This is a genomic window from Kosakonia radicincitans DSM 16656 (assembly GCF_000280495.2).
GTDB lineage: Bacteria > Pseudomonadota > Gammaproteobacteria > Enterobacterales > Enterobacteriaceae > Kosakonia > Kosakonia radicincitans.
In genome coordinates, this window is the sequence record NZ_CP018016.1 from 4038448 (window position 1) to 4063585 (window position 25138).

Consider the following 25138-nt stretch of genomic DNA (forward strand, 5'->3'; position numbering starts at 1 on the left):
CACACCGGGCCGCGCTCTCAGTATCATCCGTTGTAGACAAACCCTCGCTGCCCGTCGGCGAGGGTTTTTCTTTGGATCAATCAAACGACATGGAGTAACTGATGTCCAGACCTGCCATTATGATTAATGAGCAAGACGCCGAGCGTCTTGACCGGTTGCTGGAGCAACCTGATTATGCCAGCCTGCCGGTCGCGGATGCGTTGAATGATGAGCTGGATCGCGCTCAGATGTGCGCGCCGGAAGCGATGCCGCACAATGTAGTAACAATGAACAGCACGGTGAAATTCCGCGAACTGAAAAGTGGTGAAGAGCGGGTGCGCACGCTGGTGTATCCGGCGCAAATGACCGACAGCGCCACGCAGCTTTCCGTGCTGGCACCGGTTGGCGCTGCGCTGCTCGGTTTACGGGTGGGTGACAGCATTCACTGGCAGTTGCCGGGCGGCACCACCACCGATCTTGAAGTGCTTGAGCTGCTTTATCAGCCCGAAGCAGCAGGCGATTTCCGGCTTTAATTCCCGCTGCTTTTTCCGCAGAGGATGCGCCCGCATCCTCTTTCCGTTCCCGCCATCATATTCTTCATATTTGCCATATACGCAGCAAAAAATTCACGCCCTTTATGGTTCAATCAGCACAACATAACCCACAGGGAGAAGCGTTTATGTATCAGACCATTATTATGCCGGTTGATGTTTTCGAAATGGCGCTGAGTGACAAAGCGGTGCGCCACGCTGAGTTCCTCGCCCAGCGCGAGGGCGTTATTCATCTTCTGCATGTATTACCCGCTTCCGCCAGCATGAGTCTGCACCGTTTTGCTGCCGATTTGCGCCGCTTCGAAGAGCATTTGCAGCAGGAAGCGCAAACCCGCCTCGACACCATGAAGACCCATTTTTCCATTGAGCCGTCACGCGTGCGCACCCATGTGCGTTTTGGCAACGTGCGCGATGTGGTCAATGAGCTGGCCGAAGAACTGCTCGCGGATATGGTGGTTATCGCCTCGCGCAATCCGTCAATTACCACTCACCTGCTCGGCTCCAATGCCGCCAACATCGTGCGCCACGCGCATATTCCGGTGCTGGTGGTGCGGTAAATATTGTTGGGTTGCCGGATGGCGCTAATGCCATCCTGCATAAAAAAAGAGGCTACCCGAAGGTAGCCTCTTTTTTTTATGCAGGTATTGCTTACTTTCTTATTTTGCTTATGCAGTCTTAGTGCGAATCAGGTAATCAAACGAACTCAGAGAGGCTTTAGCGCCTTCACCGGTTGCAATGATGATCTGTTTGTACGGCACCGTGGTGCAGTCGCCTGCAGCAAACACGCCTTTCACGCTGGTTTCACATTTGGCATCAATGATGATTTCGCCCATGCGGTTGCGCTCAATCGCGCCTTCCAGCCAAGTGGTGTTCGGCAGCAGACCAATCTGGACAAAAATCCCGGCCAGCGCGACCTGATGTACGTCACCGCTGATGCGGTCACGGTACTCAAGGCCGGTCACTTTGCTGCCGTCGCCTTTCACTTCGGTGGTCTGCGCGTTCAGAATGATGTCGACGTTTTTCAGGCTGCGCACTTTATCCTGCAATACCTGGTCGGCTTTCATTTCCGGGGCGAATTCCAGCAGCGTCACGTGCTCAACAATCCCCGCCAGGTCGATAGCCGCTTCCACGCCAGAGTTACCGCCGCCGATCACCGCCACACGTTTGCCTTTAAACAGCGGGCCGTCGCAGTGCGGGCAGTAGGTCACGCCTTTGGTGCGATACTGATCTTCACCCGGAACGTTCATGTTGCGCCATTTCGCGCCGGTCGCAATGATGATGCTGCGAGCTTTCAGCACCGCGCCGGACGCGGTTTCAATCTGGTGCAGACCGCCTTCAACTGCCGCCGGGGTCAGTTTTTTGGCGCTCTGGCTGTCAATCACATCCACGTCGTAATCCGCTACGTGCGCTTTCAGTGCACCCGCCAGTTTCTGGCCTTCGGTTTTCGGTACGGAGATGTAGTTTTCGATATCCACGGTATCCAGCACCTGGCCGCCGAAACGCTCGCCCATCAGGCCGGTACGAATACCTTTACGCGCAGAGTAGACTGCCGCCGCCGCGCCCGCCGGGCCGGAACCGACGATCAATACATCGTAAGCGTCGCGTTTGTTCAGCTCTTCCGCCGCACGTTTTTCCGCGCCGGTATCGATTTTGGCGACGATTTCCGTCAGCGTCATACGCCCCTGGCCGAACTCTTTACCGTTCACGAACACCGCCGGAACGCCCATTACGTTGCGATCGGTGATTTCGTTCTGGAACGTACCGCCGTCAATCGCCGTATGTTTGATGCGCGGGTTCAGCACGGCCATCAGGTTCAGCGCCTGGACTACGTCCGGGCAGTTATGGCAGGAGAGCGAGTAATAGGTTTCAAATTCAAAGTCACCGTCGAGATCGCGGATCTGCTCCAGCAGCGCCTGCGCCTCTTTCGACGGATGCCCACCGGTCCACAGCAGTGCCAGCACCAGTGAGGTAAATTCGTGACCCAACGGCGAACCGGCAAAGCGCGGGCCGCTGGTTGAGCCTGGGTTGGTGATCAGGAATGACGGTTTGCGCACCGCCAGGCTGTTGTCTTCTTTAAAGGAGACTTTGTCAGACAGCTCAGCGATTTCGCCCAGCAGTTCTTTGATTTCTGCCGATTTCGCGCTGTCATCCAGCGTAGCAATCAACTCAACAGGTTTAGTCAGTTTCTCAAGGTAAGCCTTGAGCTGGGTTTTCATTGTGGTGTCGAGCATTCTTAATCCCTCGCTTAAAACATCATCATGCAAGCCGCGTTGTTCAGGGCTGCATCAATGCAACTTGCATCATGGTGCTGAATAAAACGGGCACCAAAAGCACCCGTTTGTAAGATAATTTCCCCAGTATTTCGTGTCAGAGCAAGGCGACCAGCCTGAAAGTACCCGGCAGCTTACATCAGTAAGTGACCGGGGTGAGCAGGTGACGCCAACGCCGTAATGACGCCGGGAAATTTAGATTTTGCCGACCAGGTCCAGAGACGGAGCCAGAGTCGCTTCACCTTCTTTCCATTTAGCTGGGCAAACTTCGCCTGGGTGAGAAGCAACATACTGAGCCGCTTTGATTTTACGCAGCAGATCAGAAGCGTCACGGCCGATGCCTTCAGCGGTTACTTCGATGGCCTGGATGATGCCCTGCGGGTCAACAACGAAAGTGGCACGGTCAGCCAGACCTTCGTTTTCACGCATGTTTTCGAAGTTACGGGTCAGGGCGCCAGTCGGGTCGCCGATCATCGCGTATTTGATTTTCGCGATGGTTTCAGAGCTGCTGTGCCACGCTTTGTGGGTGAAGTGGGTGTCGGTAGAGACAGAGTAAACGTCTACGCCCAGTTTCTGCAGCTCTTCGTAATGGTCAGCCACGTCGCCCAGTTCAGTCGGGCATACGAAAGTGAAGTCAGCCGGGTAGAAGAAGAAGACGCTCCAGCGGCCTTCAGTATCTTTCTCGGTTACTTCGATGAACTCACCGTTTTTGAACGCCTGGTTTTTGAAAGGTTTGATCTTGGTATTAATTAAGGACATCTATACTTCCTCCGTGTTTTCGTTGGGGTGTAAGTTAACGAACTTTGTTTGATCGAGCCAATGCGTTTGCTTTATCAAATCAATAAGCGTTAGCTAACAAACCCTAACGAGCAACCATGTGAACGGCTGATTTGCCAAAAGTAAAAAGGCCACCGCGACGGGTGGCCTCGATACCTGAAATACCCGTGGGTGCTTCAGCGCCAGCAAGCTGGCTATGCGTTGCGCTCATAACCTAAAGGCCATCAAGCTGTTCGATTAGAACACTGTGGGCGGCTGACGACAACGTTTCATTTCGCGATCCTGCCGATGATTGTGATAGGTTTTCCCTAAGTCGAATATTAACCATTTAATTAGTAAGGATTTTTATGCTTAAGCGCCTGTTAATGCTGACGTTGCTGCCGCTGACCCTGCATGCTGAAGAGTTACCTGCTCCGGTAAAAGCCATAGAAAAGCAAGGCATCACCATCATCAAATCCTTCGATGCGCCGGGCGGTATGAAGGGATATCTCGGTAAATATCAGGAGATGGGCGTTACCATTTACGTCACGCCGGACGGTAAACACGCCATCTCTGGCTATATGTACGACGAGGCGGGCACCAACCTCAGCGAGAAGTTAATCACCAAAGAGATTTACGCCCCGGCGGGCCGCGCGCTGTGGCAGCAGATGGAAAAAGCCGACTGGATCCTTGATGGCAAAAAAGAGGCGCCGCGCGTGGTGTACATGTTCGCCGATCCGTACTGCCCGTACTGCAAACAGTTCTGGCAGCAGGCGCGTCCGTGGGTGGAATCCGGCAAAGTGCAGCTGCGCACATTACTGGTTGGCGTGATCAAACCGGAAAGCCCGGCGGCCGCTGCGGCAATCATGAGTGCGAAAGATCCGGCGAAAAGCTGGCACGATTATGAACAGTCCAACGGCAAGATGGCGCTGACGCTTCCGAAATCCGTGCCGCCGGAGATCATGAAAAAGCTCAATATCAACCAGAAAATCATGGACGATCTCGGTGCGAATGCCACGCCAGCGATTTACTACATGAATGAAGATAACGTGTTACAGCAGGAAGTGGGCTTGCCGGACGCGGAAAAACTGAAAACCATTATGGGCGAGAAATAACGGCGACGCAGACCGCGCCGCCGGGAAGCATTACAGCTTACGCAGGCGCTCTGCCGCTGCCAGCAGCGTCGATTCCTGTTTCGCGAAGCACAGGCGAATCAGCTTGTGCGGGAAGGGATCGGCGCAGAATACCGACAGCGGGATCGCTGCCACGCCCACTTCTTTGGTCAGCCACTGACAGAAACTCACGTCATCCAGATCGGAAACCGCACTGTAATCCGCCAGCAGGAAGTAAGTCCCCTCGCACGGCAAAATCTCCAGCTTGCTGTTGCTGAGCGCATTCACCAGCACATCGCGACGTGCGCGGTAAAACTCCGGCAACTGGCGATAATGTTCCGGCTCGGCACGCAGCATATCCGCCAGCGCCAGTTGAGCCGGGGTATTGACCGAGAAAGTCAGATATTGATGCACTTTGCGCAATTCGGCGCTGATCGCGGCAGGCGCGACGCAGTAACCCACTTTCCAGCCGGTCATATGATAGGTTTTACCGAATGACGATACCGCTACCGCCCGCTCGCGCAGTTGTGGATGCGCCAGCACGCTGGCATGGCCCTCTTCGGCAAAACAGATGTGCTCGTACACTTCATCGCTCAGCACGTAGATTTCACGATCGGCAATCGCCTGCCACAGCGCGGCAAAATCCGCCTTTTGCCATACCGTTGCCGACGGGTTATGCGGTGTATTCAGAATCACCAGCCGCGTACGATCGCTGAGCTGCGCGGCAAACTGCTGCCAGTCAACGCGAAAGTGCGGCGGCTGCAAAGCAATGCGTTTCAGCACACCGCCAGAAAGCTCCACCGCAGGCGCGTAGCTGTCGTAGCTCGGGTCAAAACAGATCACTTCATCACCCTGACGCACCAGCGCAGTGATCGCCGCATACAGCGCTTCTGTCGCCCCGGCGGTCACCGTAATATCGGTGTTCACATCCGGTTTATGGCCGTACAGTTCCGCCGTTTTATCGGCAATGGCTTCGCGCAGCGCCTGCACACCGGTCATCGGCGCGTATTGATTCGCCCCCTGCGCCACATGAAACGCCAGCCGCTCCTGCAAATAGCGCGGGCCGTCGAAATCCGGGAAGCCCTGCGACAAATTAATGGCGTTGTGCTGCTGCGCCAGCGCGCTCATTTGCGTGAAGATGGTGGTGCCTAAAGCGGGGAGTTTACTTTGCGGAATCAATGCGTTATTGCTCATCGTTGTGTGCCTGCTTGTAATACGCGTGTTGCTGCCACTATAACACGATGTTAGTATTTGGCAATCAAGACGCTTAGACGTCTATATGATAACAATATTCCTTATAAGGAAGGGTTATGACAGACCACCTGCAACTCCAACAACTCGTCGCCGCCTGCCACTGGATCGGCGCGAAAGGCTGGGCGCCCGCCACCGGCGGTAACATGTCCGTGCGCCAGGACGCCGACTGGTGCTGGCTGAGCGAATCCGGCAAAGACAAAGGCAGCCTGACGACAGCGGATTTTTTGCAGGTTTCCATTGCCGATAACCACGCGCCCTCCGGCCGCAAACCCTCGGCGGAAACCGGCCTGCATACTTTGATTTATCGCCTCTACCCGCAAGCGAACGCGGTGCTGCATGTGCACACGGTGAACGCTACGGTGCTCTCACGGGTGGAGAAATCCTCTGCCCTGTTGCTGAACGGCTTTGAAATGCAAAAATCCCTCAGCGGCCAGACCACGCACCTCGACACCGTGCCGGTGGCGATTTTCGATAACGATCAGGATATCGACGCGCTGGCCGCACGCATTGCCGACTATGCGCAGACGCACCCGCTGCGCTATGGTTTTCTGCTGCGCGGCCACGGGCTGACCTGCTGGGGGCGCGATATCGCCGAAGCTCGTCGCCATCTGGAAGGGCTGGAATTTTTATTTGAATGCGAAATGCAGCGTCGCCTGCTGGAGAGACCATGATCCGCGCTATCGTTACCGATATTGAAGGCACCACCAGTGACATCCGCTTTGTGCACAACGTCCTGTTCCCGTACGCCCGCGAGCGTCTGGCCGGGTTTGTCACCGCAGAGCAGTACAAAGAGCCGGTCAGCACCATCCTCAATAATCTGCGTGAAGAAGTGGCGCAACCGGAGGCAACCGCCGCCGAACTGATCGAGGTGCTGTTTGCCTTTATGGATGAAGATCATAAATCGACGGCGCTGAAGGCGTTACAGGGGATCATCTGGCGCGACGGCTATGTGAATGGCGATTTTAAAGGCCATCTCTACCCGGATGTGCTGCCTGCTCTGGAAAAATGGAAAGCACAGGGCATTGATCTGTATGTATATTCCTCTGGCTCAGTGGAGGCGCAAAAACTGTTATTTGGCTACAGCGACGAAGGTGATATTACTCATCTGTTCAGCGGATATTTCGACACGCTGGTCGGCGCGAAACGGGACGTGCAGTCGTACCGCAATATTGCTACGCAAATCGGGCAGCCGCCCGCTTCCATTCTGTTCCTCTCCGATATTCATCAGGAGCTGGACGCCGCCGAAGCAGCAGGTTTTCGCACCACGCAATTGATTCGCGGCGATGATGACGCAGCCAGCCATCATTACCAGGTTAACTCTTTCAGCAACATTAAGCCGGAGCAGATCCCTTCATGAGCGCACTGACGATTTATACCGACAAAGATGCCAGCACGCCGGTGTGGCACAGCACAGAGGCCAGTGAAATTCAGCAGCAGCTAAACGCCAAAGGCGTGCGTTTTGAACGCTGGCAGGCGGACCGCGATCTGGGCGCCAACCCGACGCCAGAGACGGTGATCACCGCTTACCAGCATGCCATCGACAAACTGGTGGCCGAAAAAGGCTATCAGAGCTGGGATGTGATCAGCCTGCGCGCCGACAACCCGCAAAAAGAGGCGATGCGCGCCAAATTCCTCAACGAACACACCCACGGTGAAGATGAAGTCCGCTTCTTCGTTGAAGGCGCGGGCCTGTTCTGTCTGCACATCGGCAGCGAGATCTACCAGGTGCTGTGCGAGAAGAACGACCTGATTTCCGTACCCGCCGGCACCCCGCACTGGTTTGATATGGGCTCAGAGCCGAACTTCACCGCCATCCGTATTTTCGATAATCCCGAAGGCTGGATCGCGCAGTTTACCGGGAGTGATATTGCGCAAGGGTATCCGCGCCTGGCGTAGTTTTTACATAGGGGATATATTATCCCCTTCAAAAATATCGTTTCCGAATCCAATCAGCGGCTTCATAATAATGAATGACTTAGCTATCATCGTGTTTTAATAAAATTCCATTTATAGTGCATAATTATTTTCTTTTAATCTTTTTGCGGTTTCAACTTTTCAGATAGAACATCGCGAAAATTTTCAAATTCATCACACTCAAGCTTTCTGTCCCCTGTCAGAGTTAAGACCTTATTATTCCATAGTATTTTGGCTGATTCTATTCTTGTTAATATCAATGTATAAGAACTGTTGTCCTGATCCTGAAGTTGATTCAATTTATAATTTGTGACATCCAACGATATAGCAGCATTTGCTAAACTTTTTGGGAAGTGAGTGAAGAAAGACTTCTTTTCTGTGCCTAATTCAAGGTCAGATATACTTTGATACCCGTGTCTAAGAATTTGGTCAACCCATTTTCTTTCAGGTGGCGCAGTCTTTACTGAAGAATGGAGATAACTCAGTGGATTACCTTGATAAACGTGAAGGAAATATCGTCCCGTTCGTGTAAGCCCATCTTTTTCCTCTCGTGGAATCAAGCCAATCAGCCGAATTAGATCCGCGACCACCAAGCCTCTATTCTGGGTGTAAGGGATTGATCCTTTAGTCTTCCTAAAATATTTTGCTTCTATCCAATTACTAAATCTGAAACCAAATTTGGCATAATCTTCAGAACCCGTGAACAATTTTGATAAATTCACATGAAGATCTGCCCTTATATTTCTTCTTAATTCTGAATATCTTTTTTCTGCCATTAAAAAAGAAATAGGGTTAGGAGCGTTCCTTCCATTTAACTCTTGTAGTATTGCCAGTGAGAATGCACTAACTATGCTAGCCTCGAAACCTCTCGCATATTCTTGGCGAGAGTAACCCGAACCTAATAATATTTCCGGAAGATTATGAAAGGCTTGTTCGATTAACATCTGAACCTCGACATAAGAAATATATAATGTATATCAACCCTATCCAATAACTAGATTTCGTTCCTCATTAATCAATTCAATGAATAAGTAAACTACATTTATTTAGAGCCTATCCCACGCTTATCCAATTCCCTGCGCAACAGCCGCTTAATCCACCCCGCTTTGTTATCGTCGCCGTCTTCTTTCATTGCGATAGCCAGTCTTTCGGATAGATCAGCATCCAGGCGGAGTTGTACCACGTGCCTTTCTTTTTGGTTGTCTTTGGTTGACATTGGTTGCCGCTCCTGTATATTTTACATGCTGGTGTTCAATGTACACCAATGTAGTGAATTTAAAAAGCAACGCCCCGAAGTGCGGGAACACTGTCGAGGCGTCTAACCACATCATTACTGGAGGTAATGTATGGCTGTTGCCAATGGTACCACGTACGGATATTTAAAGCCCAACCCCTTCTCTCTTAACGCTTTTGTTTGCCTGTCTGTTGTTCGTCTCTCCGCTTCGCGGGAGGTGCGCAATGCTGCCTGACACCGATATCCTCTCCTCTGAACTGCGCGATATTTTCCGGAAACTGGATCTCTCGCAGCTCAGCGCGGAAGAGACTTTTCAACTGGCGAACGGTTGTGAAGAACACATTGCCGGGCTTTGCCATGGTCTGCACTTTCTGGGCAAGACCTTTGTCTCATTTGCAGACAGCGACGTGCTGGAGTTTTCCCGCGAAAGTCTGTGCCAGTTGGGCCACGGGTTAAAATCCGCCGCAACCCTGCTCCCGGCATTGATGGAACTTCATCAAATCACTGAACAGAAAATTATCGCAGAGGATTATCTGCTCTAACCCAACATGGCTCCCACGGCGCGCAGTCAACGTTTTTGGGAGCCTGCTCGGTTTTTCATTTCACATCCCTTGCGACAGATACCTGGTTTGAGTTGCAATTCGCGCTGTCTGATCTTATCGTTACGTACGGATTTTATCCGTACGTAAACTGATAAAGATTATTGGCTGGTCTGTATAAATTCAGGCCGCCGGGGAGAGAACCGCTATGCCCGCACTGAAAAAACAGCGCATAGATCTGCGACTAACGGATGAGGATAAGAAAATGATCGAAGAAGCGGCGGCAATGACCAATCAGACGGTCACACAGTTTCTGGTTAACAGCGCTTCTGAACGCGCCGCGGAAGTGATTGAACAGCACCGTCGCCTGATTCTCAGCGAGGAATCATGGAACAGGGTTATGGATGCTATCGAAAACCCACCAGCACCGAATGACAAACTTAAACGCGCCGCAAAACGTCTGCAAAACATGGAGTGAATCGTGGACAACCTGACCATTGAGATGTTCTCAGGAGAGACAGAGTATGAAACAGGAGGTTTTGATTGTGGTGAGGTATCGCTCAACGCTTTTTTAACCAACCATCTCAAACGCCAGCATGATGGCAAAATTTTACGTGCCTGGCTCCTTGTAACGAAAACGCCCAGGCCGCGCATTTTAGGCTATTACACCTTGTCTGGCGGCAGTTTCGAGAAAGAACAACTGCCCACGAAAACACAGCAAAAAAAGGTGCCTTATCACAATGTCCCCTGCGTCATATTAGGTCGGCTCGCTATTGATAAGTCACTCCAGGGAAACGGCTGGGGAGAAACCCTGGTGGCGCACGCCATGAGGGTGGTTTACAACGCTTCACTTACCATCGGCATACATGGGTTATTTGTCGAAGCACTCACTGGCAACGCCAAAAAATTCTATGAAAAGCTGGGCTTCATTCCTTTAGCCGATCGCAATCAGCATTCGCTGTTCTTTCCAACAAAGTCTATTGAACGCTTGTTCGAAGAGTAAGCCATCTCCAGTGGCGGTGGGTAACGCCGTTCGTTAACATATCCCCTGCAATATATCCCCTGGCTCCAGGCCCACCAATCTCGCCAGATGCACAAACTCAACCACATCTAACCTTCTTTCACCACTCTCAATTTTGGCGATAAAAGATTGCGGGCGACCAAGCGCTTCGGCAAGTTGCGCCTGAGTAACGCCACGTTCTTTACGGGCTTTTTTGAGCACGATGATCACGCGCTGGTACTCTTCTGAATAGACGGATGCCATTTGCTCCACTCTTTTTTCACTATTGCGAAATCTCATTTTCATGAGCGCCTTTTACCCCAAATGAAACAACCAGTCAGAGAGGCCTCTGTTTTTACCGCGGCGCTTTCTGCGTATTTACGGTAGCTAATCGTTTCTCGCAATGCCTTTCGACCAAAAGGTGTGATCCGCGCAGAATACACCGCGTAGCCCGCTGGCAATCTCCCCCATCACCAGCAACACTCCTTAAGCCAACAGACAAAAGGAGCGAAACATGTCGGGTGATTTTTACTGGATCAATGAGCCGCAACAGTGGCGCGACGCGCAGGGCAAAATTGAGGTGCTCACCGATGGCAACACCGATTTCTGGCGCAAAACCTGGTACGGGTTTGAGCGCTTCAACGGTCACGGTTATGTGCGTGATGTAGCGGGCGATTTCACCTTTCAGGTGCGGATCCAGGCGCATTTTTCCGCGCTGTACGATCAGGCGGGCGTGCTGTTGGTGGCGGATGAGCAGAACTGGTTAAAAGCCGGGATTGAGTTTAATGACGGCGCGCCCGCCATCGGCAGCGTACTAACGCAGGGTTTTTCGGACTGGGCGACCGGTATTTTCACCGGCGACGCGGGGGATTTCTGGCTGCGGCTGAGCCGCAAAGGCGACGCATTGCGCCTGCAATACTCCACCGAGGGACACGTCTGGCCGCTGCTGCGGCTGTGCCATTTTCCCCATCCGCGCTGTGCGGTCGGCGTGATGTGTTGCACGCCGGAGCGAAGCGGGCTGGCAGTGAGTTTTACTGAAATGGCGTTAACGCCGCTGCTGGAGAAAGATCTTCACGATCTCAGCTAATGTTTTGCCCCGCCTTCTCTGCTCACAAAATCCGGCCAGTCAGGTTTCCCTGAATAACGTAGCTGGCCGGTAACACGCTTCTCTAAAAAGCACTCAGCGCATCACCTGCCGATGGATAATCAGGTAGCGTTAATCGTTATTTTTATACTGCACCTTAATTATATTTCAGTAACGCTACATTGGGTTGTTAGTAATATGTAAAGATGTAGAATATATTTATTACAAGAAATCAAAATCACGAAAATATATTATACAGGCGATACAGAAAAATACTCCACTGCACATTTAGCCCTTGTATTACATGGCTTTTTTATTCGCTAACCGGGAAGATAATAAAAGCATTTTTTTATTATTTTAACCATGAAGATTTCCCTTTAGTCGCCGATAAAAATAACATCACCCCTGGAAATGGAATGTATCTGAGGACGTTATGACTATTTTAAAAAAACTGCTATTTGTTTTTGCCATTACCTTTGTCGCCATGCTTCTGCTCGGCGGCTTGAGTATTCGCGCATTAGACAAAGCTCAAGAACGCTTTGATTATGTTATTGATAATAGTCTGCCAAGTATCAGTAAACTCAGCGAGGCACTACAGCATCGCGAAGAAGCAAGGCGGCAAATTCTGATGTCATTGCTGATTAATGATGAAGCCGTTTTTACTAAGCATATGGCGCAGGCGAAAGATGAGTTGAATAAAACCAAAGCGATATTTGAATATTACAAAGCGAATTTAATCAGTGATGATACTGATGCCCGGCAACTGGCCAGCACACAACAATCCTTTGATGATTATGCGCAGAAATTAGAATCGATGACAGGCGTTTACCACCGTGACGGTATCGAGGCTGCACGGCAGATGGTGTCGGATGGTGGAATTATTGCCAAGGCTTCCTCTGCATTAAGTGCGAATATTACGGAAATGTTGAAGCGCAATTATAATATCGCTAAGGAATATGCGGCTAATAACCATACGCAGTATCAGAATACGTTCTGGTTATTAATTTCAACGATTATCTTTTTATTAGTACTGATTGCCGTATTTGCCTCACTCATTCTTGGCTATCTGAATAAAGGATTGAAAAACCTACAAACCAGTATGGGCACTATTAGCGAATCACTGGATTTAACCCTGAAAGTGGATCTCGATAAAAAAGATGAACTGGGCGCGACTGCGGCGAGTTTTAATGGCCTGATGGAAAAAATCCGCAATGTATTGAGTAGCGTGAAAGAGGCCAGCAGTGAAGTCGATACCGCCGCCAGTGAAATCGCCAAAAGCAACGACGATCTCTCTTCACGCACAGAATCACAGGCGTCCTCGCTGGAACAGACTGCCGCCAGTATGAACCAGCTTTCAGCGACGGTGAAACACAATAAGGACAACGCACAGGAGGCGAATGCCTTTATTGGCCGTCTGCAGACGATGATGAACGAAAGTCATCGCGAACTGAGTTCCCTGCAAAAATCGATCGATGATATTTCCGCTTCATCGGCGAAGATCTCTGAAATCACCGACATTATTGACAGCATAGCTTTCCAGACCAACATTCTGGCGCTCAATGCGGCAGTGGAAGCTGCCCGCGCGGGCGAACAGGGTAAAGGCTTTGCCGTTGTGGCGGGCGAAGTGCGTTCGCTGTCGCACCGCTCATCCGTTGCGGCACGGGATATTCGCGGGCTGATCGATGAAGCGATTAAGAATGTCAGTGAAGGGGTCAGCTATGCCTCCAGCGTTACTACGCGGATGAATAATGCGCTGGGTGCAGTGGATGAAACCACATTGCTGATTAATCAGGTGAATAACTCATCCAGCGAGCAGAGCCACGGTATTGAGCAGGTGAATATTGCCGTCAGCCAGATGGAAGGTAACCTGCAACAGAACGCCGCAATGGTCGAACAGATGGCTACCGCCGCCAATTCGCTCAGCCATCAGGCCGGGAAGCTGCTGAATGATGTGAATGCGTTCAGGTTGTAGCCGAAATGCCGGGTGGCGCTCGCGCTTACCCGGCCGGTTGTACTCAGAATACGGGGTAACAGCAGTGCAGAAGATCGGGTTACTTTATTGTCGCGAAGCCACCAGCACCTGCAAGTATTTCAGGCAACTGCCGCCCCATTTCATTTCCATATCGCGGTACAGTTCTTCCGCCAGCCGGTACTCTTCTTCGCTGAGGGGAGCATCCGCTTCAATGAGGTAATCGCAGATCGTTTCAAAAGCCAGCCCGCTTTCGTTGTAATCCACATAATCGATGGCAAATTGCAACCTTTCAGCGTCCACGCGCCCGAAAAAGCGCGCGCCAAAGGCTTTCACTCTTACATCCATCATCGCACTTCTCCGCCTTTATTCGTCACCAGTGCCGCTAACGCCGGAACCGACACTGCAATCAAAAACAATACAACACTGATAGCCGGGCTCCCCCTCTCGCGCCAGTTGCCGAGCAGCGCCGAGAGCAGAAAAAACGCTGCGCCGCAAAGCAGCATCGCCACACCAAATACGCGGTTCGCCCGATACCAGGCCGCTTCATCACGCAGCGTAAGCGCCGTGCGCACACCGTAAAAACGGTTCGGTTTAATGCGCTGCCACGCCAGCGGGATCGCCAGCGCCATCAGAACCAGGCAACCGATGCTCAGGTAAACAAAGGTCTCGTTCATGGGTGAAGCTCCTTTCCCATTGCGGGCTTTTATCGTTATCCCGACAAAGGGATAAAACCCTTAATATCCCCAGGTCGGGATATTGCGCCCTGGATGACGAAATAAGAACCCACAAATCCTGGTGGGTGAATTTCACAACACGCACGGCTGTCACTGCAGCCGACAGTAGCAGATCGACTGCTGTGCAAGAAAGGCGTTGCCGGATGGCGCGCTTATCCGGCAAACCGGGTTACGCTTGCTGTTCCCGCTGGCGATGAATTCCCATTGCCAGCACCTGCGCCGGGTCAAACAGCGACAGGCTCTCAACCTGCGATAACAGCAGCACTTTGCGGAAATCCAGCGCCGGGCGCGGCCCGGAAGCCAGCTCGATATTGTGTTCGGCGTACCACGCGCTGTAGTTGTGCTCGACATGCAGATCCAGCGTCTTTTCATCGCGATAGCCGCTCAACATCGGGATCAGCACAATGTTGTTCGCATCGCCGCTGTCAAACGTAGCAGTGTGGATCATACCGATGTAAATGCGCTGCGACTTAAGCGTTATCCACGCCAGATCGCCCGTTTCCATACATTGATAAATCAGCCCTTCCACGCCGTTGGCGCGTGACAGGTGTTTATACAGTTCACGACGCCCGGAGCTGTCCAGCCGCGCGCTGCCGGACCAGTTTGATCGCCAGAGACAAAACAGAACGGCAAAAGCCAGCATAATCACCACCGGCGCCTGAATGCCTAAAAAGCTCCAGTTCATAAAACTCATGTGCAAGTGATGCTGTTCGGCGCCAAATTCCGCAGGCAGTTGGTTCATCACGGTGGAAGCGATTAACAGACACAGCCATAGCAGCGCCGTGGCCAGAATGCCCTGCAGGACAAAAACGCAGCCATAAAGCGCCACCAGAAAATAGACATCCCAGCCGAAGCTACGTTTGAATTTAAAGCGCGTGGAGAGATCGTGCGAGGTATACCAGTAGCCGCAAACCATTAATACCATGAAGATGGCGGTTCCCATATTTACGCCCTCTTCAATGCGTCAACATGACGTTTAAAATCGTCCTGCACCTGCTGACAGTGAATATTCACCGAGGTATTACCGTCGGCATCAACAACAATACGATCGCCATCTTCAATCGAATCCTGGATCTCGCTATGGCTCATCACCTGCAATAACCGATCGGGACTGGCAAACAACGAATACAACATTTTTTTCATTCATCACCTCCGCAGTCAGTATAGAAACCGACTGCGGATTATGTGTTTTTTTATCCGAACAGAAGCAAATAGGGCGTGATGAATGACCAGCAGTGCGCCGGACGCTTACGCCATGAATAGCGGATTAACATCGCCGATGTGCGAAGTAGGGGTGCAAATTCAATAGCCGCTTTTTGAAATAAAAAACCGGAGGACGCTCCCCTCCGGTCTGCCATTTACTGGCCGTAATAGGCGTGCGAACCGTGCTTACGCAGATAGTGTTTGTCCATCAATGCCTGCTGCATATCCGCAAGCTGCGGGGACAGTTGGCGTGAGAACAGCCCCATGTAAGCGCACTCCTCCAGCACCACCGCGTTATGCACTGCATCCGCCGCGTTTTTGCCCCACGCAAACGGGCCGTGCGAATGCACCAGCACCGCCGGGATCTGCATCGGGTCAATATCGCGCTGTTCAAAGGTTTTGATGATCACTTCCCCGGTTTCATACTCATATTCGCCGTTGATCTCCTCTTCGGTCATCAGCCGCGTACAGGGAATAGCGCCATAGAAGTAATCGGCGTGCGTGGTGCCCCATGCCGGCAGATCCAGCCCGGCCTGCGACCAGATAGTGGCATGGCGCGAATGCGTATGCACAATGCCGCCAATCTGCGGGAAACGGCGGTACAACGCCAGGTGCGTCGGCGTATCGGACGACGGTTTTTTGCTCCCCTCCACCACGCGCCCGCTGGCAATCTCCACCACTACCATATCGTCGGCAGTCATCACCTCATATTCCACGCCAGACGGTTTGATCACCATCAACGTGCGCGTGTCGTCCACGGCGCTGACATTGCCCCAGGTAAAGGTCACCAGATGATGAGCGGGCAGCGCCAGGTTGGCGGCCAGCACCTCGGCTTTCAGTTGTTCTAACATGCGAATCCTCCTTCCTGCATACGCGCTTCAATCCAGCGCCGCGCCTGAATAATCTCCAGCACCGGCTCTTTGGCTTTTTCGGTCCACATCTCAATCAAAAATGCGCCGCGGTAGTTCAGTTGTTGCAGCGTGCGGAACACGCCGACAAAGTCGACGCAGCCTTCACCAAACGGCACATCACGAAACTGGCCGGGGCTGTCATCAGTCACCGGCTGTGTGTCTTTCAGGTGAATGGCGGCAATACGGTCGATACCCAGCGACAGTTCGGCACTGACATCGTTGCCCCACGCGCTGAGGTTGCCGACATCCGGATAGACGCTGAACCACGGCGACGCGAGCATCTCATCCCACTTTTTCCACTTACTGATCGAGTTCATAAAGGCGGTATCCATGATCTCGACCGCCAGCATCACTTGCGCGGCGGCGGCCTGTTCCACCGCCCACGCCAGCCCTTCGGCAAAACGCTGCTGCGTGCCTTCGTCATGCTCTTCGTAATAGACGTCGTAACCGGCAAGCTGAATGGTGCGAATACCCAGATCGCGCGCCAGACGAATCGCTTTGCGCATGATGTCGCGCGCCCGCTCGCGCACCGCTTCATCGCGGCTGCCAAACGGAAAACGCCGGTGCGCAGAGAGGCACATCGAAGGAATTGCCACGCCGGTTTCCAGCATCGCTTCCACCAGCGATGCCCGCTGCGCAGTGCTCCACTCCAGCCGTGATAAGCGCTCATCGGTTTCATCCACTGACATTTCGACAAAATCGAAACCGCAGCTTTTCGCCAGCACCAGCCTCTCCGGCCAGCTCAGCTCTTTCGCCAGCGCTTTTTCATAGATGCCTAACGGATGCGTACGCATTAGTTATCTCCCCAGATGGCGCGAATTTGCGCGTGGAAATCGCTCGCGGTCTGTGCCGGATCCGCCGCGCCGGAAAGCGCACGCCCGGCAATAAAGGCTTTGACGTTAATATCTTTAAACAGCGGCAGATCGGCAGGCTGCAGGCCACCAGTCACCGACAGTTCAAGGCCGATATCCGACAGCGCTTTCATCCGCGCCAGATCGGCCTCGCCCCACTGCTGGCCGCTGGCCTGCGCATCGCGTCCACGGTGGTAAATCGCCTGACGCACGCCAATGCGGTACCAGTCTCGGGCATCATCAAACGTCCAGTTGCCGAACAGTTCGATCTGAATTTCGCCGTTATGCGCCTGCGCCACGGCGTGGCCTTTCTCAATGGTCGCCAGCGGCGCAGCGCAGATAATGGTCATCCAGTTCGCGCCCGCGCCCAACGCCTGTTGCGCCAGTGTTTCTCCGGCATCGGCCACTTTCCAGTCGGCAACGATAATCTTCTCCGGGCACTGCGCACGCAGGGCGCGTACGGCGTTTAGCCCCTCGCTAAGGCACAAAATGGTGCCGGCTTCGACGATGTCCACGTGATCCTGTAACAACGCCACATCGCGCCGGGCAGCCGCAAGGCTGGTATGGTCGAGCGCCAGTTGCAGTAATGGTCGGCTCATAACGTCTGCTCCTTAATGCGGGCGTGAAAGCCCTGTAGTGCTTCAATCAAAAACTGGTAATGCGCGTATTTGCGCTGGTAGGCGGCGTGCGCGGCCATATCGGGAGTGAGCGTACGAATGTCATGCTTCAGCGTTTGCTGCGCGTGGTGAAAATCGCGGAATACGCCGGTGCCAACCAGCGCCGCCAGCGCCGCGCCGAAGCAGCCGGTCTCTTCCACCTGCGGTAATTCCACCGCTAAGCCGCTGACATCCGCCAGCATCTGCATCCACACGTCGGAGTGCGCCGGGCCGCCAGTGACCCGCAACGCGCGTACCGCGGTAAAGCGTTCCCGCATGCGATTGAGGTGAGTCATATGGCAGAACACCACGCCTTCATACACCGCCTGCAACAGATGCGCGCGGGTGTGCAGCGCCTGCATGCCGTAAAAACCGCTGGTCATCTCCAGCCCGGCGTTGCTGCCGTAGAGAAACGGCAGGAAGAACAGCTCGCTGCCTGCTTTCGGCAGGCTGGCCACCGCCTGGTTGATCTCGTCGAAAGAGATGTCTCCCCACTGAGCGGTGAGCCACTCAAGATTGCCCGAGGAAGTCGGGCTGGCTTCATGCACGATGTACTGGCCGTCATTGACGTAGCGACCGTAAACATAAGGATGCGCTTCGTGATCGCGAAGCCCGTTGGCAATGCCGCTGGTCACCGCCCATGTTCCCATTACCGCATTGAGCCGCTGCTCATCCTGCAATCCGGCGCAGAGTGCGGTGGAAACCACATCAAACAGACCGCCAACGACGGGCGTACCCGCCGCCAGACCGGTTATGGCGGCTGCCTGAGCGGTGATTTCCCCGCAAATTTCGGCGCAGCGGACAATCGGCGGCAGCGCGGCGTCAATTTCCTGAATACCCAGCCACTGCGACAATCGTGCGTCGTAGCGCTGGCTTTCCATGTTGTAGAGATTGGATTCGGAGATATTGCTCTCTTCGCAGCCTTTGCGACCGGTCAGGCACCAGCGTAAATAGTCGTGCCCCATCATCACGCAGCCAATCTGTGCATAACGGTGTGGTTCGTTCTCCTTCATCCAACGCAGCAGCGAAACCGGGTGCCCGGTCCATAACGTCTGGCGGGTAAGCGGATAGAGTTTTTGCGGGATGTCATCAGCACGCCAGCGGCGGACAATATCCAGGGCCCGGCGATCGGAGGACAAGATCGCCGTTCCCAATGGCTGGTCGTTTTTACCGAGCAGAAATAATCCTTTTCCCTGTGCCGAAATCCCCACGCCGCGAATAAGTTTCCCTGGTGTGTGGGTCTGTTTTAGCAGGCGGGAAATCGTTTCGGCACACGTCGTCCACAGCGCGTGCATATCGCGCTCGGCATAGCCTGGTTGCGGGCTGAGCGTTTTCAATGGCTGGCGCTCAATGCCGTGCTCCCGGCCCTGGCTGTCATATAAACCGGCTTTCAGATAAGTACCGCCACAATCGATACCCAACCAGAAGGTCTCTTTTTCACTCATCTTTATGCTCTCGTTGTTATTGCCGCTTATCTGTATGCCCGGTAAGCACCGCGCCACCGGGCATCGCGGTCAGGCTTCGCGTTTGCGCGCGCCGAGCGGGTTAACGGCTGCGTTTCCCGCATCGCACTTCGCTGGCAGCAACAGCGCCATCAACGCGGCGAGCGCCAGGGAAATTGCCAGGCAATAGACCCCGGCATCTTTGCTGTAGAGGTTGATCAGCACACCCACCGCATACGGGCCGCAGAAACCGCCAAGGTTACCCAGTGCGTTAATCACGCCACGCGCGCCACCGGCCATTTCCGCGCTGAACAGCCGCGCCGGAATGGTCCAGAACACGCCCGCCGCCGATTGCAGGAAGAAGCCGCAGCCAACCAGCGCCGTATAGGAGAGCCAGATGCTCTCTTTCAGCGCCACCGACAAGAACATGCACAGTGCAAACCCCACCAGTGGCAACGAGACAAACAGCTTGCGTTTACCGGTACGGTCAGAGAGGGAAGAGAAGATAAACATCCCGGCAATTGCGCCGATGTACGGCAGAATGGCCAGCATGCCCACCTGCCCCATGGTGCGGTGAGTAAGTTCTTTCAGAATGGTGGGCAGCCACAGGGTGTAGCCGTAGATGCCGGTCTGGTAGAAGAAGTTGAGCGCAATCAGTTGCCACATGGTTCTGTCGGAGAGCACGGCGCTCAGCGAGGCGTTCTTCACCTCTTTCCCGGCAATCGCGCGCTGCTCTGCCGCCAGCGTCTCAACCAGATATTTTTTCTCGCTCTCCGAGATCCAGCGCGCTTCCTGCGGACGGTCATAGATAGTCATCGCCCATAGCACCAGCACCACAATGGAGAGCAGCCCTTCGATGATAAACAGCCAGCGCCAGTCCAGCGCGGTAATGATCCAGCCGGAGAGCGGCGCGGTGACGATACCGGCAATCGGCACAAACATGATCACAATCGCGTTGGCGCGGCCACGTTCCGCATCCGGGAACCAGTTGCTGATCATCGTCAGCACCACCGGCAGCATGCCGCCTTCCGCCACGCCGAGTAAAAAGCGCAGTGCCAGTAACTGATACTGGTTGGTGACCAACCCGGTCAGTACCGAGATCACCGCCCAGGCCACCAGCGACCAGCCGATAAATTTCTTGCCGCTACCGTGCACAGCAATTTTGCCGCCAGGCACCTGCAAGAAGAGATAACCGATAAAGAAAATTCCCCCGGCGAGACCGGCCATCGACGCGGTAATACCGAGTTCCTGATCCATCCCGCCGGGCATGGCAAACGCGATATTCACGCGGTCCATATAGGAAATAATGCAAGCGATAAGAATCGGGGGAATTATTCTTAACCAGCGCTGATGCGGAATATCCGCAGGTGTAGAGTAAGAGGATGTATTCATAATTAGCATCTCGTTAAAAGTAACAGGTATGCGATGACAGAGTTTGTTGTATTTATTGTCTGGCTTTATTTAATGCGGTAATGCCGTCGCGTAATATCGCGACGCGATGGTCAACACTGACCCTGGCATCAATTTCCAGTAATTTAATGCCGCTGAATAATAAATTATCGTTTGCCGTGGCGTTAAATAACGCGCTGGCACGATCGACCGTTAATAAACTCTCGGCGCAAAACGGAGCAAATGGCGCGTGCAAATCCTGCCATTCACCGTACGCGCCCTGCTGCGTGGTGCCGGAGAACATCAAGCCGCGCAATTTCCCGGCCTGTTGCGCCCGTTGCGTATGGCTGAGCGGCAGTGTCGTATTGCGCCCTTCAATAGCGGAGCGCGCCCAGTTAATGCACACGCCAACCTCCACGCCCGCCAGCGTTTCCAGTACATTTTCCAGCGGCAAAAAGCCCTTACGTGGAGCGGGCTGGTTCATTGCATCGCAATGTTCGAGCACCAGCTCGCAATCCCAGTCCCAGCGGGCAATTTCCGCGATTGATCGGGCAAATGCGTCGGTAGCTTGTTCCACGCTGGCATTACCCGCCAGCGGCGCGGCCTGCATCTCCAGCGCGATGATTTTGCCGGGAAAACGGGCGTTGACCGCGCGGATTTTGTTATGCAGATGGCGGTAATAATCAACGCAGGCGCGGCGCTGTTCTTCATCGCTGGAGGCGAGGCCAAAACCGCCGTTCGACGCGCGGCGACGCATGGTTTCCATCACCGCTGTCACCACTATCTGCCACTCGCCCGGCGTGTGTTTCAGCAGCCACTCATCGCCAAGCGGGTGCAGATTCTCCAGACAAGGCTGTTCCAGCCCGGCAATGTGCGGCGTATCCGCCAGTTGCCGCCAGAAATCCCGTTCCTGCTCTTCACCCTGTTGGTGAAACGACGGCGCGCAGGGATACGCACCGATAATATAACCGGCATTATTATTCATATTTCGCTCCTGCTCAGTGGCAAATTAATTCAATGCAGCAATCGCCACCTTCACAACAATTTTACGAATAGCCGTTGCGCGATGTTTATTACAGGCCGGACGATGAACATCCTGCGGGAAAAATATCGCGTAGCTGCCTGGGACCATTTCAAAAAAGGATTCGTTTTCACTGCCCTGGTAATAAATAATATCGCGCTGGGCCAGTAGTTCTTCCTGAATAACGTTATTTCCGCGGTCAATGGCAATACCGATCTCTTCTTCGCCCCACGCCAGAAACTGAATATCCAGATAGCGGCGGTGAACTTCCGATTTCTGCTGCTCCCTGGGCTGGGTGGTCAGGTCAAGAATCTGCGCAAAGACCGTGCGCCCGTCAATTTCCACTACACCAGGTTGCAGGGTGCGGAAATCGGTGGTGCGCAGAAATTCCAGCGCGGTTTCAATCGCCGCCGGTAAGCGGCAGGGATTGGGCTGTGAAATATGGCCGAAGATCATCGTTCCTCCTTACAGCGCCTGGATTTTGGCCCACACGCTGTCATCCACGGTGATGCCATTGCGACGGTTCTCTTCCAGCAGGCGAGTAAACTCGTGGCCCGGCAGGCGAACCGGCGCATTTTCATCAGCGCGTTCCGCGGTGGTGATGTAATCCATAATGCGTTGTAGCTTGGCATCGCGCGAAGCGCCGTCTATCAGCTTATCGACTTCAATGGCGATAAAGACTTGCGAAATACCGTATTCATCGCTGTTATCCTCCGTCACTTCCGCGACAGATGCGCCATCAGAAAGCAGCGTGGCAATCATATCCAGCACAATCGACAGGCCAGAACCTTTCCAGTAACCCATCGGCAGGATGCGACGGTTTTTCTCAATCACGCCCGGCTCTTTCGTCAGGTTGCCGTCATCATCGAAGCCGCCATCCACCGGGAGCTTGCGCCCGGCCAGCCGGTTCACTTCCAGCATGCCGTAGGAAAACATCGACATCGACATATCCACCATGGTGATCGGCGTGGAGGGAATGGCGACGATCAGCGGGTTAGTGCCGATACGGCACTCTTTTGCGCCCCACGGCGGCATCACGGCGATGGAGTTGGTCCAGCAGATACCGATATAACCTCTCTCCGCCGCCTGCCAGCCATAACTGCCGCCGCGCATCCAGTGGTTGGCGTTACGCACCGCCACCAGGCCAATGCCGTGATCCGACGCCAGTTCGATAGCGCGATCCATCATCTTTTTCGCCGTCAGATTGCCAATCGAGCGCTGTGCATCCCACTGTTCAATCGCGCCAAGATTGGCGATGCGCTTAGCCTGCGCCTCCGGAATGATGTCGCCGGCATCCAGTTGCTGAATAAAACGCGGGAAGCGGTTAACGCCGTGGGAATAAACGCCGGATTCGGTGGTGCGGGCGAACATTTCTGCACAGGCATCGGCAGTCTCTTCACGCACCTTGCGGGAAAGCAGCACGCGTTTGAAAGCGTGTTTCAGCTCTTCGAAGGTCACCTTCATTTTTTTCTCCTGATTGCATCGAACATCTGTGCTTTTTTTATACCCCTGAATTTCAAAATACGAAATAGCATTCCGTATAGTAAAATTCAGATATGTGATCATCGCGTCACTTTAAATTTCTAAGTTGATTACTATCAATGAGTTACAAACGTACCGTGATTTTGTGTGGCCCGTTCCATTTTGCGTTAGTATTGAAGCTGGCAAATTTAACGGGTCCGTAAGTGGCAGGAAGCGAGAGCGCATCAATGCAAGAAGAAAAAGAGAAACCGTCGGGTAGCCAAAGCCTGTTTCGGGGATTACAACTGCTGGATATTCTGAGTAACTACCCAAATGGATGCCCGTTAGCGCATCTTTCTGAGCTGGCGCAGTTGAACAAAAGTACGGTGCACCGCCTGTTGCAGGGGCTGCAATCCTGCGGCTATGTCAAACCCGCACCGGCGGCAGGCAGTTACCGTTTAACCACCAAATGCATCGCCATTGGGCAAAAGGCGTTGTCGTCATTAAACATCATTCATGTTGCCGCGCCGCATCTTGAAGCGCTGAACCTGGAGATCGGTGAAACCATCAACTTCTCCAACCGCGAAGATGATCACGCGATCCTGATTTATAAACTTGAGCCGACCACCGGCATGCTGAGAACGCGGGCATATATCGGCCAGCACCAGGAGCTGTATTGCTCGGCGATGGGCAAAATCTACCTGGCTTATGGCCGCCCGGAGTATGTTGTCGAGTACTGGACAAACCACCGGGAGAGGATCAAGCCGCTCACCCGCTACACCATCGATAAGCTCGATGTGATGCAGCAGGAGTTGCAGGAAATTCGTGCGCAGCAGTGGGCAAAAGACAGGGAAGAGAATGAGTTAGGCGTCTCCTGCCTCGCGGTGCCAGTGTTCGATATTCAGGGCCGCGTGCCATACGCCGTCTCCATTTCACTCTCCACCTCGCGGCTGGAATTGTTAGGTGAAGCACGTCTGCTTGCGGCGCTGAAAAATACCGCCAGAGCGATTTCCCAGGAACTGGGCTACGAAGAAAAAACAGCCTGATTGCACGACGCCGGAAAGCCACGACTTTCCGGCCGATCGCAGAAGATCCTTCGCATCATGCCTGGTAACGCGCCAAACATCAGCAGGTGCATCTTCAGCACCGCGCTTTTTGTCGCCGTAGTTCAGTTGCGTCAGCACGACAAAATTCCAGGAAATGGCTAACGTTACTGCTACCGAATAGATATCTCATAGATGGGCATCACTTAACCCGCAGATAAAAACAGGTTAATACGCGGATATATTGCCACGGAAATATTAGCAGGCAACATCGAGCTGCCAGTAATAATCCGATACTTAAGGTAAGTTGCCGGTTTCTTTGTTTTCTTCGCCAGTAATTTTATTTCCATTTCTGGCAAAATGGATCAACCGAAGCAGAAAAGGCCATAACGTTGTCACGACCATCAGAATGGTGAGTAATAAGGGAGTTAATTTCAGTTTAGCAATAAAAATGCAGTATCCGCGCCACAATCAACCCAAACAGGTTAAATTTTTGAGGGTCATTGTTGGTGGCAACAACATCACTGGTAAAAAGCTGATCACAACCACCGCGCAAAAGAACATAAATTAGATATAAAACAAGCCAATAAATTTAACGACATCCATTGATATTTTTTATAAAAAAAGACAAAAGTAGCTATGATTGCAATTAAAATTAATGCAATCCAGAAGGTGATGATTAGTTTGCTGTGTGAGTCAGTAAAAACAAAAAATATAATTAACATGCGCTAATTAAGCTCTGCACAATTTCATTATCACTAC

30 protein-coding genes are annotated in these 25138 nt (G+C 53.1%); 12 read left to right on the forward strand and 18 right to left on the reverse strand.

The features are described from left to right. The first annotated feature begins 101 nt into the window (after positions 1 to 101). Positions 102 to 512 (forward strand): nucleoside diphosphate kinase regulator, encoded by a 411-nt coding sequence (gene rnk, locus Y71_RS19500; RefSeq protein ID WP_007373829.1) that lies wholly within the window; start codon positions 102 to 104, stop codon positions 510 to 512. Between the two features lie 146 nt (positions 513 to 658). Then, positions 659 to 1087 (forward strand): universal stress protein UspG, encoded by a 429-nt coding sequence (gene uspG / locus Y71_RS19505; RefSeq protein ID WP_007373828.1) that lies wholly within the window; start codon positions 659 to 661, stop codon positions 1085 to 1087. Positions 1088 to 1195: 108 nt separating this feature from the next. Here uspG and ahpF read toward each other — a convergent pair whose 3' ends face one another. Together ahpF and ahpC are read right to left on the reverse strand one after the other, a co-directional pair. After that, on the reverse strand, positions 1196 to 2761 hold the full coding sequence (gene ahpF, locus Y71_RS19510) for an alkyl hydroperoxide reductase subunit F (RefSeq protein ID WP_007373827.1): 1566 nt from the start codon (positions 2759 to 2761) through the stop codon (positions 1196 to 1198). A gap of 234 nt (positions 2762 to 2995) precedes the next feature. Beyond that, the gene (gene ahpC, locus Y71_RS19515; protein WP_007373826.1) at positions 2996 to 3559 is read right to left on the reverse strand and encodes an alkyl hydroperoxide reductase subunit C; all 564 of its coding nucleotides are present in this window, start codon (positions 3557 to 3559) and stop codon (positions 2996 to 2998) included. Between the two features lie 365 nt (positions 3560 to 3924). Between ahpC and dsbG the strand changes: the two genes are divergently transcribed. Continuing rightward, on the forward strand, positions 3925 to 4671 hold the full coding sequence (gene dsbG / locus Y71_RS19520) for a thiol:disulfide interchange protein DsbG (RefSeq protein ID WP_007373824.1): 747 nt from the start codon (positions 3925 to 3927) through the stop codon (positions 4669 to 4671). Positions 4672 to 4701: 30 nt separating this feature from the next. On the opposite strand, the gene Y71_RS19525 is transcribed toward dsbG, so the two are convergent. Then, on the reverse strand, positions 4702 to 5862 hold the full coding sequence (locus Y71_RS19525) for a pyridoxal phosphate-dependent aminotransferase (RefSeq protein ID WP_007373823.1): 1161 nt from the start codon (positions 5860 to 5862) through the stop codon (positions 4702 to 4704). A 116-nt stretch (positions 5863 to 5978) separates the two neighbouring features. Here Y71_RS19525 and Y71_RS19530 point away from each other — a divergent pair, with 116 nt between their 5' ends. The 3 genes from Y71_RS19530 to Y71_RS19540 are packed head-to-tail and all read left to right on the forward strand — an operon-like array spanning position 5979 to position 7818. Next, positions 5979 to 6593 (forward strand): methylthioribulose 1-phosphate dehydratase, encoded by a 615-nt coding sequence (locus Y71_RS19530; RefSeq protein ID WP_007373822.1) that lies wholly within the window; start codon positions 5979 to 5981, stop codon positions 6591 to 6593. After that, complete coding sequence (gene mtnC, locus Y71_RS19535; protein ID WP_007373821.1) at positions 6590 to 7279, forward strand: acireductone synthase; 690 nt, start codon at positions 6590 to 6592, stop codon at positions 7277 to 7279. The genes Y71_RS19530 and mtnC overlap by 4 nt, the downstream gene beginning before the upstream one ends. After that, positions 7276 to 7818: a 1,2-dihydroxy-3-keto-5-methylthiopentene dioxygenase gene (locus Y71_RS19540; protein WP_007373820.1), complete on the forward strand. Its 543-nt coding sequence runs from the start codon at positions 7276 to 7278 to the stop codon at positions 7816 to 7818. The genes mtnC and Y71_RS19540 overlap by 4 nt, the downstream gene beginning before the upstream one ends. A 134-nt stretch (positions 7819 to 7952) precedes the next feature. On the opposite strand, the gene Y71_RS19545 is transcribed toward Y71_RS19540, so the two are convergent. Both Y71_RS19545 and Y71_RS30430 read right to left on the reverse strand, forming a co-directional pair. After that, complete coding sequence (locus tag Y71_RS19545; RefSeq protein ID WP_007373819.1) at positions 7953 to 8780, reverse strand: hypothetical protein; 828 nt, start codon at positions 8778 to 8780, stop codon at positions 7953 to 7955. A gap of 98 nt (positions 8781 to 8878) precedes the next feature. Beyond that, positions 8879 to 9052: a hypothetical protein gene (locus Y71_RS30430; protein WP_167287342.1), complete on the reverse strand. Its 174-nt coding sequence runs from the start codon at positions 9050 to 9052 to the stop codon at positions 8879 to 8881. Between the two features lie 242 nt (positions 9053 to 9294). Here Y71_RS30430 and Y71_RS19550 point away from each other — a divergent pair, with 242 nt between their 5' ends. From Y71_RS19550 to Y71_RS19560, 3 genes are all read left to right on the forward strand, one after another. Further along, on the forward strand, positions 9295 to 9612 hold the full coding sequence (locus Y71_RS19550) for a hypothetical protein (RefSeq protein WP_007373818.1): 318 nt from the start codon (positions 9295 to 9297) through the stop codon (positions 9610 to 9612). A gap of 205 nt (positions 9613 to 9817) precedes the next feature. Beyond that, positions 9818 to 10087, forward strand: coding sequence for a type II toxin-antitoxin system TacA family antitoxin (locus tag Y71_RS19555; protein ID WP_007373817.1), 270 nt, complete (start codon positions 9818 to 9820; stop codon positions 10085 to 10087). A gap of 3 nt (positions 10088 to 10090) precedes the next feature. Further along, positions 10091 to 10612, forward strand: coding sequence for a GNAT family N-acetyltransferase (locus Y71_RS19560; RefSeq protein ID WP_007373816.1), 522 nt, complete (start codon positions 10091 to 10093; stop codon positions 10610 to 10612). 33 nt (positions 10613 to 10645) lie between these two features. On the opposite strand, the gene Y71_RS19565 is transcribed toward Y71_RS19560, so the two are convergent. Then, positions 10646 to 10873 (reverse strand): helix-turn-helix domain-containing protein, encoded by a 228-nt coding sequence (locus Y71_RS19565; protein WP_035943538.1) that lies wholly within the window; start codon positions 10871 to 10873, stop codon positions 10646 to 10648. 250 nt (positions 10874 to 11123) lie between these two features. Here Y71_RS19565 and Y71_RS19570 point away from each other — a divergent pair, with 250 nt between their 5' ends. Then, positions 11124 to 11696 carry a DUF1349 domain-containing protein gene (locus Y71_RS19570; RefSeq protein WP_007373814.1) on the forward strand — a complete coding sequence of 191 codons (573 nt, stop codon included), beginning with the start codon at positions 11124 to 11126 and terminating at the stop codon, positions 11694 to 11696. A gap of 430 nt (positions 11697 to 12126) precedes the next feature. Then, positions 12127 to 13665 carry a methyl-accepting chemotaxis protein gene (locus Y71_RS19575; protein WP_007373813.1) on the forward strand — a complete coding sequence of 513 codons (1539 nt, stop codon included), beginning with the start codon at positions 12127 to 12129 and terminating at the stop codon, positions 13663 to 13665. Between the two features lie 84 nt (positions 13666 to 13749). On the opposite strand, the gene Y71_RS19580 is transcribed toward Y71_RS19575, so the two are convergent. The 12 genes from Y71_RS19580 to yiaK form a co-directional block, all read right to left on the reverse strand. Next, entirely contained in the window at positions 13750 to 14013 is a 264-nt protein-coding gene (locus Y71_RS19580) for a MafI family immunity protein (RefSeq protein WP_007373812.1), read from the reverse strand. Further along, positions 14010 to 14339 carry an SdpI family protein gene (locus tag Y71_RS19585; RefSeq protein ID WP_007373811.1) on the reverse strand — a complete coding sequence of 110 codons (330 nt, stop codon included), beginning with the start codon at positions 14337 to 14339 and terminating at the stop codon, positions 14010 to 14012. Before Y71_RS19585 ends, Y71_RS19580 begins: the two co-directional genes overlap by 4 nt. Positions 14340 to 14568: 229 nt before the next feature. Continuing rightward, positions 14569 to 15342: a hypothetical protein gene (locus tag Y71_RS19590; protein ID WP_007373810.1), complete on the reverse strand. Its 774-nt coding sequence runs from the start codon at positions 15340 to 15342 to the stop codon at positions 14569 to 14571. A gap of 2 nt (positions 15343 to 15344) precedes the next feature. Further along, entirely contained in the window at positions 15345 to 15542 is a 198-nt protein-coding gene (locus tag Y71_RS19595) for a hypothetical protein (RefSeq protein WP_007373809.1), read from the reverse strand. A gap of 215 nt (positions 15543 to 15757) precedes the next feature. Then, positions 15758 to 16453, reverse strand: a complete 696-nt coding sequence (gene araD / locus Y71_RS19600) for an L-ribulose-5-phosphate 4-epimerase (RefSeq protein WP_007373808.1) — start codon at positions 16451 to 16453, stop codon at positions 15758 to 15760. Next, the gene (locus tag Y71_RS19605; RefSeq protein ID WP_007373807.1) at positions 16447 to 17307 is read right to left on the reverse strand and encodes an L-ribulose-5-phosphate 3-epimerase; all 861 of its coding nucleotides are present in this window, start codon (positions 17305 to 17307) and stop codon (positions 16447 to 16449) included. Before Y71_RS19605 ends, araD begins: the two co-directional genes overlap by 7 nt. Then, a complete protein-coding gene (ulaD, locus tag Y71_RS19610) occupies positions 17307 to 17963 on the reverse strand; it encodes a 3-keto-L-gulonate-6-phosphate decarboxylase UlaD (protein ID WP_007373806.1) in 657 nt (218 codons plus the stop codon). The genes Y71_RS19605 and ulaD overlap by 1 nt, the downstream gene beginning before the upstream one ends. Next, positions 17960 to 19465 (reverse strand): FGGY-family carbohydrate kinase, encoded by a 1506-nt coding sequence (locus tag Y71_RS19615; protein WP_007373805.1) that lies wholly within the window; start codon positions 19463 to 19465, stop codon positions 17960 to 17962. The genes ulaD and Y71_RS19615 overlap by 4 nt, the downstream gene beginning before the upstream one ends. Positions 19466 to 19534: 69 nt before the next feature. Beyond that, a complete protein-coding gene (locus Y71_RS19620) occupies positions 19535 to 20854 on the reverse strand; it encodes an MFS transporter (protein WP_007373804.1) in 1320 nt (439 codons plus the stop codon). 52 nt (positions 20855 to 20906) lie between these two features. Then, entirely contained in the window at positions 20907 to 21836 is a 930-nt protein-coding gene (locus Y71_RS19625) for a DUF4862 family protein (protein WP_007373803.1), read from the reverse strand. A gap of 24 nt (positions 21837 to 21860) precedes the next feature. Next, positions 21861 to 22328 (reverse strand): YhcH/YjgK/YiaL family protein, encoded by a 468-nt coding sequence (locus Y71_RS19630; RefSeq protein ID WP_007373802.1) that lies wholly within the window; start codon positions 22326 to 22328, stop codon positions 21861 to 21863. 9 nt (positions 22329 to 22337) lie between these two features. Then, positions 22338 to 23336 (reverse strand): 3-dehydro-L-gulonate 2-dehydrogenase, encoded by a 999-nt coding sequence (yiaK, locus tag Y71_RS19635; protein WP_007373801.1) that lies wholly within the window; start codon positions 23334 to 23336, stop codon positions 22338 to 22340. A gap of 245 nt (positions 23337 to 23581) precedes the next feature. Here yiaK and Y71_RS19640 point away from each other — a divergent pair, with 245 nt between their 5' ends. Then, positions 23582 to 24379: an IclR family transcriptional regulator gene (locus Y71_RS19640; RefSeq protein ID WP_007373800.1), complete on the forward strand. Its 798-nt coding sequence runs from the start codon at positions 23582 to 23584 to the stop codon at positions 24377 to 24379. Positions 24380 to 25138 lie beyond the last annotated feature (759 nt).

Excerpts from the sequence above, each read along its gene's own strand:
- rnk (WP_007373829.1), top strand. The coding sequence starts at position 102 with ATGTCCAGACCTGCCATTATGATTAATGAGCAAGACGCCGAGCGTCTT.
- Y71_RS19565 (WP_035943538.1), bottom strand. The coding sequence starts at position 10,873 with ATGGCATCCGTCTATTCAGAAGAGTACCAGCGCGTGATCATCGTGCTC.
- uspG (WP_007373828.1), top strand. The coding sequence starts at position 659 with ATGTATCAGACCATTATTATGCCGGTTGATGTTTTCGAAATGGCGCTG.
- Y71_RS19605 (WP_007373807.1), bottom strand. The coding sequence starts at position 17,307 with ATGCGTACGCATCCGTTAGGCATCTATGAAAAAGCGCTGGCGAAAGAG.
- ahpC (WP_007373826.1), bottom strand. The coding sequence starts at position 3,559 with ATGTCCTTAATTAATACCAAGATCAAACCTTTCAAAAACCAGGCGTTC.
- Y71_RS19630 (WP_007373802.1), bottom strand. The coding sequence starts at position 22,328 with ATGATCTTCGGCCATATTTCACAGCCCAATCCCTGCCGCTTACCGGCG.
- araD (WP_007373808.1), bottom strand. The coding sequence starts at position 16,453 with ATGTTAGAACAACTGAAAGCCGAGGTGCTGGCCGCCAACCTGGCGCTG.
- ulaD (WP_007373806.1), bottom strand. The coding sequence starts at position 17,963 with ATGAGCCGACCATTACTGCAACTGGCGCTCGACCATACCAGCCTTGCG.
- Y71_RS19595 (WP_007373809.1), bottom strand. The coding sequence starts at position 15,542 with ATGAAAAAAATGTTGTATTCGTTGTTTGCCAGTCCCGATCGGTTATTG.
- Y71_RS19590 (WP_007373810.1), bottom strand. The coding sequence starts at position 15,342 with ATGGGAACCGCCATCTTCATGGTATTAATGGTTTGCGGCTACTGGTAT.
- mtnC (WP_007373821.1), top strand. The coding sequence starts at position 6,590 with ATGATCCGCGCTATCGTTACCGATATTGAAGGCACCACCAGTGACATC.
- dsbG (WP_007373824.1), top strand. The coding sequence starts at position 3,925 with ATGCTTAAGCGCCTGTTAATGCTGACGTTGCTGCCGCTGACCCTGCAT.
- Y71_RS19550 (WP_007373818.1), top strand. The coding sequence starts at position 9,295 with ATGCTGCCTGACACCGATATCCTCTCCTCTGAACTGCGCGATATTTTC.
- Y71_RS19620 (WP_007373804.1), bottom strand. The coding sequence starts at position 20,854 with ATGAATACATCCTCTTACTCTACACCTGCGGATATTCCGCATCAGCGC.
- Y71_RS19615 (WP_007373805.1), bottom strand. The coding sequence starts at position 19,465 with ATGAGTGAAAAAGAGACCTTCTGGTTGGGTATCGATTGTGGCGGTACT.
- Y71_RS19625 (WP_007373803.1), bottom strand. The coding sequence starts at position 21,836 with ATGAATAATAATGCCGGTTATATTATCGGTGCGTATCCCTGCGCGCCG.
- Y71_RS19555 (WP_007373817.1), top strand. The coding sequence starts at position 9,818 with ATGCCCGCACTGAAAAAACAGCGCATAGATCTGCGACTAACGGATGAG.
- Y71_RS19640 (WP_007373800.1), top strand. The coding sequence starts at position 23,582 with ATGCAAGAAGAAAAAGAGAAACCGTCGGGTAGCCAAAGCCTGTTTCGG.
- Y71_RS30430 (WP_167287342.1), bottom strand. The coding sequence starts at position 9,052 with ATGTCAACCAAAGACAACCAAAAAGAAAGGCACGTGGTACAACTCCGC.
- Y71_RS19570 (WP_007373814.1), top strand. The coding sequence starts at position 11,124 with ATGTCGGGTGATTTTTACTGGATCAATGAGCCGCAACAGTGGCGCGAC.
- Y71_RS19585 (WP_007373811.1), bottom strand. The coding sequence starts at position 14,339 with ATGAACGAGACCTTTGTTTACCTGAGCATCGGTTGCCTGGTTCTGATG.
- Y71_RS19580 (WP_007373812.1), bottom strand. The coding sequence starts at position 14,013 with ATGATGGATGTAAGAGTGAAAGCCTTTGGCGCGCGCTTTTTCGGGCGC.
- Y71_RS19540 (WP_007373820.1), top strand. The coding sequence starts at position 7,276 with ATGAGCGCACTGACGATTTATACCGACAAAGATGCCAGCACGCCGGTG.
- Y71_RS19530 (WP_007373822.1), top strand. The coding sequence starts at position 5,979 with ATGACAGACCACCTGCAACTCCAACAACTCGTCGCCGCCTGCCACTGG.
- Y71_RS19575 (WP_007373813.1), top strand. The coding sequence starts at position 12,127 with ATGACTATTTTAAAAAAACTGCTATTTGTTTTTGCCATTACCTTTGTC.
- Y71_RS19545 (WP_007373819.1), bottom strand. The coding sequence starts at position 8,780 with ATGTTAATCGAACAAGCCTTTCATAATCTTCCGGAAATATTATTAGGT.
- yiaK (WP_007373801.1), bottom strand. The coding sequence starts at position 23,336 with ATGAAGGTGACCTTCGAAGAGCTGAAACACGCTTTCAAACGCGTGCTG.
- Y71_RS19525 (WP_007373823.1), bottom strand. The coding sequence starts at position 5,862 with ATGAGCAATAACGCATTGATTCCGCAAAGTAAACTCCCCGCTTTAGGC.
- ahpF (WP_007373827.1), bottom strand. The coding sequence starts at position 2,761 with ATGCTCGACACCACAATGAAAACCCAGCTCAAGGCTTACCTTGAGAAA.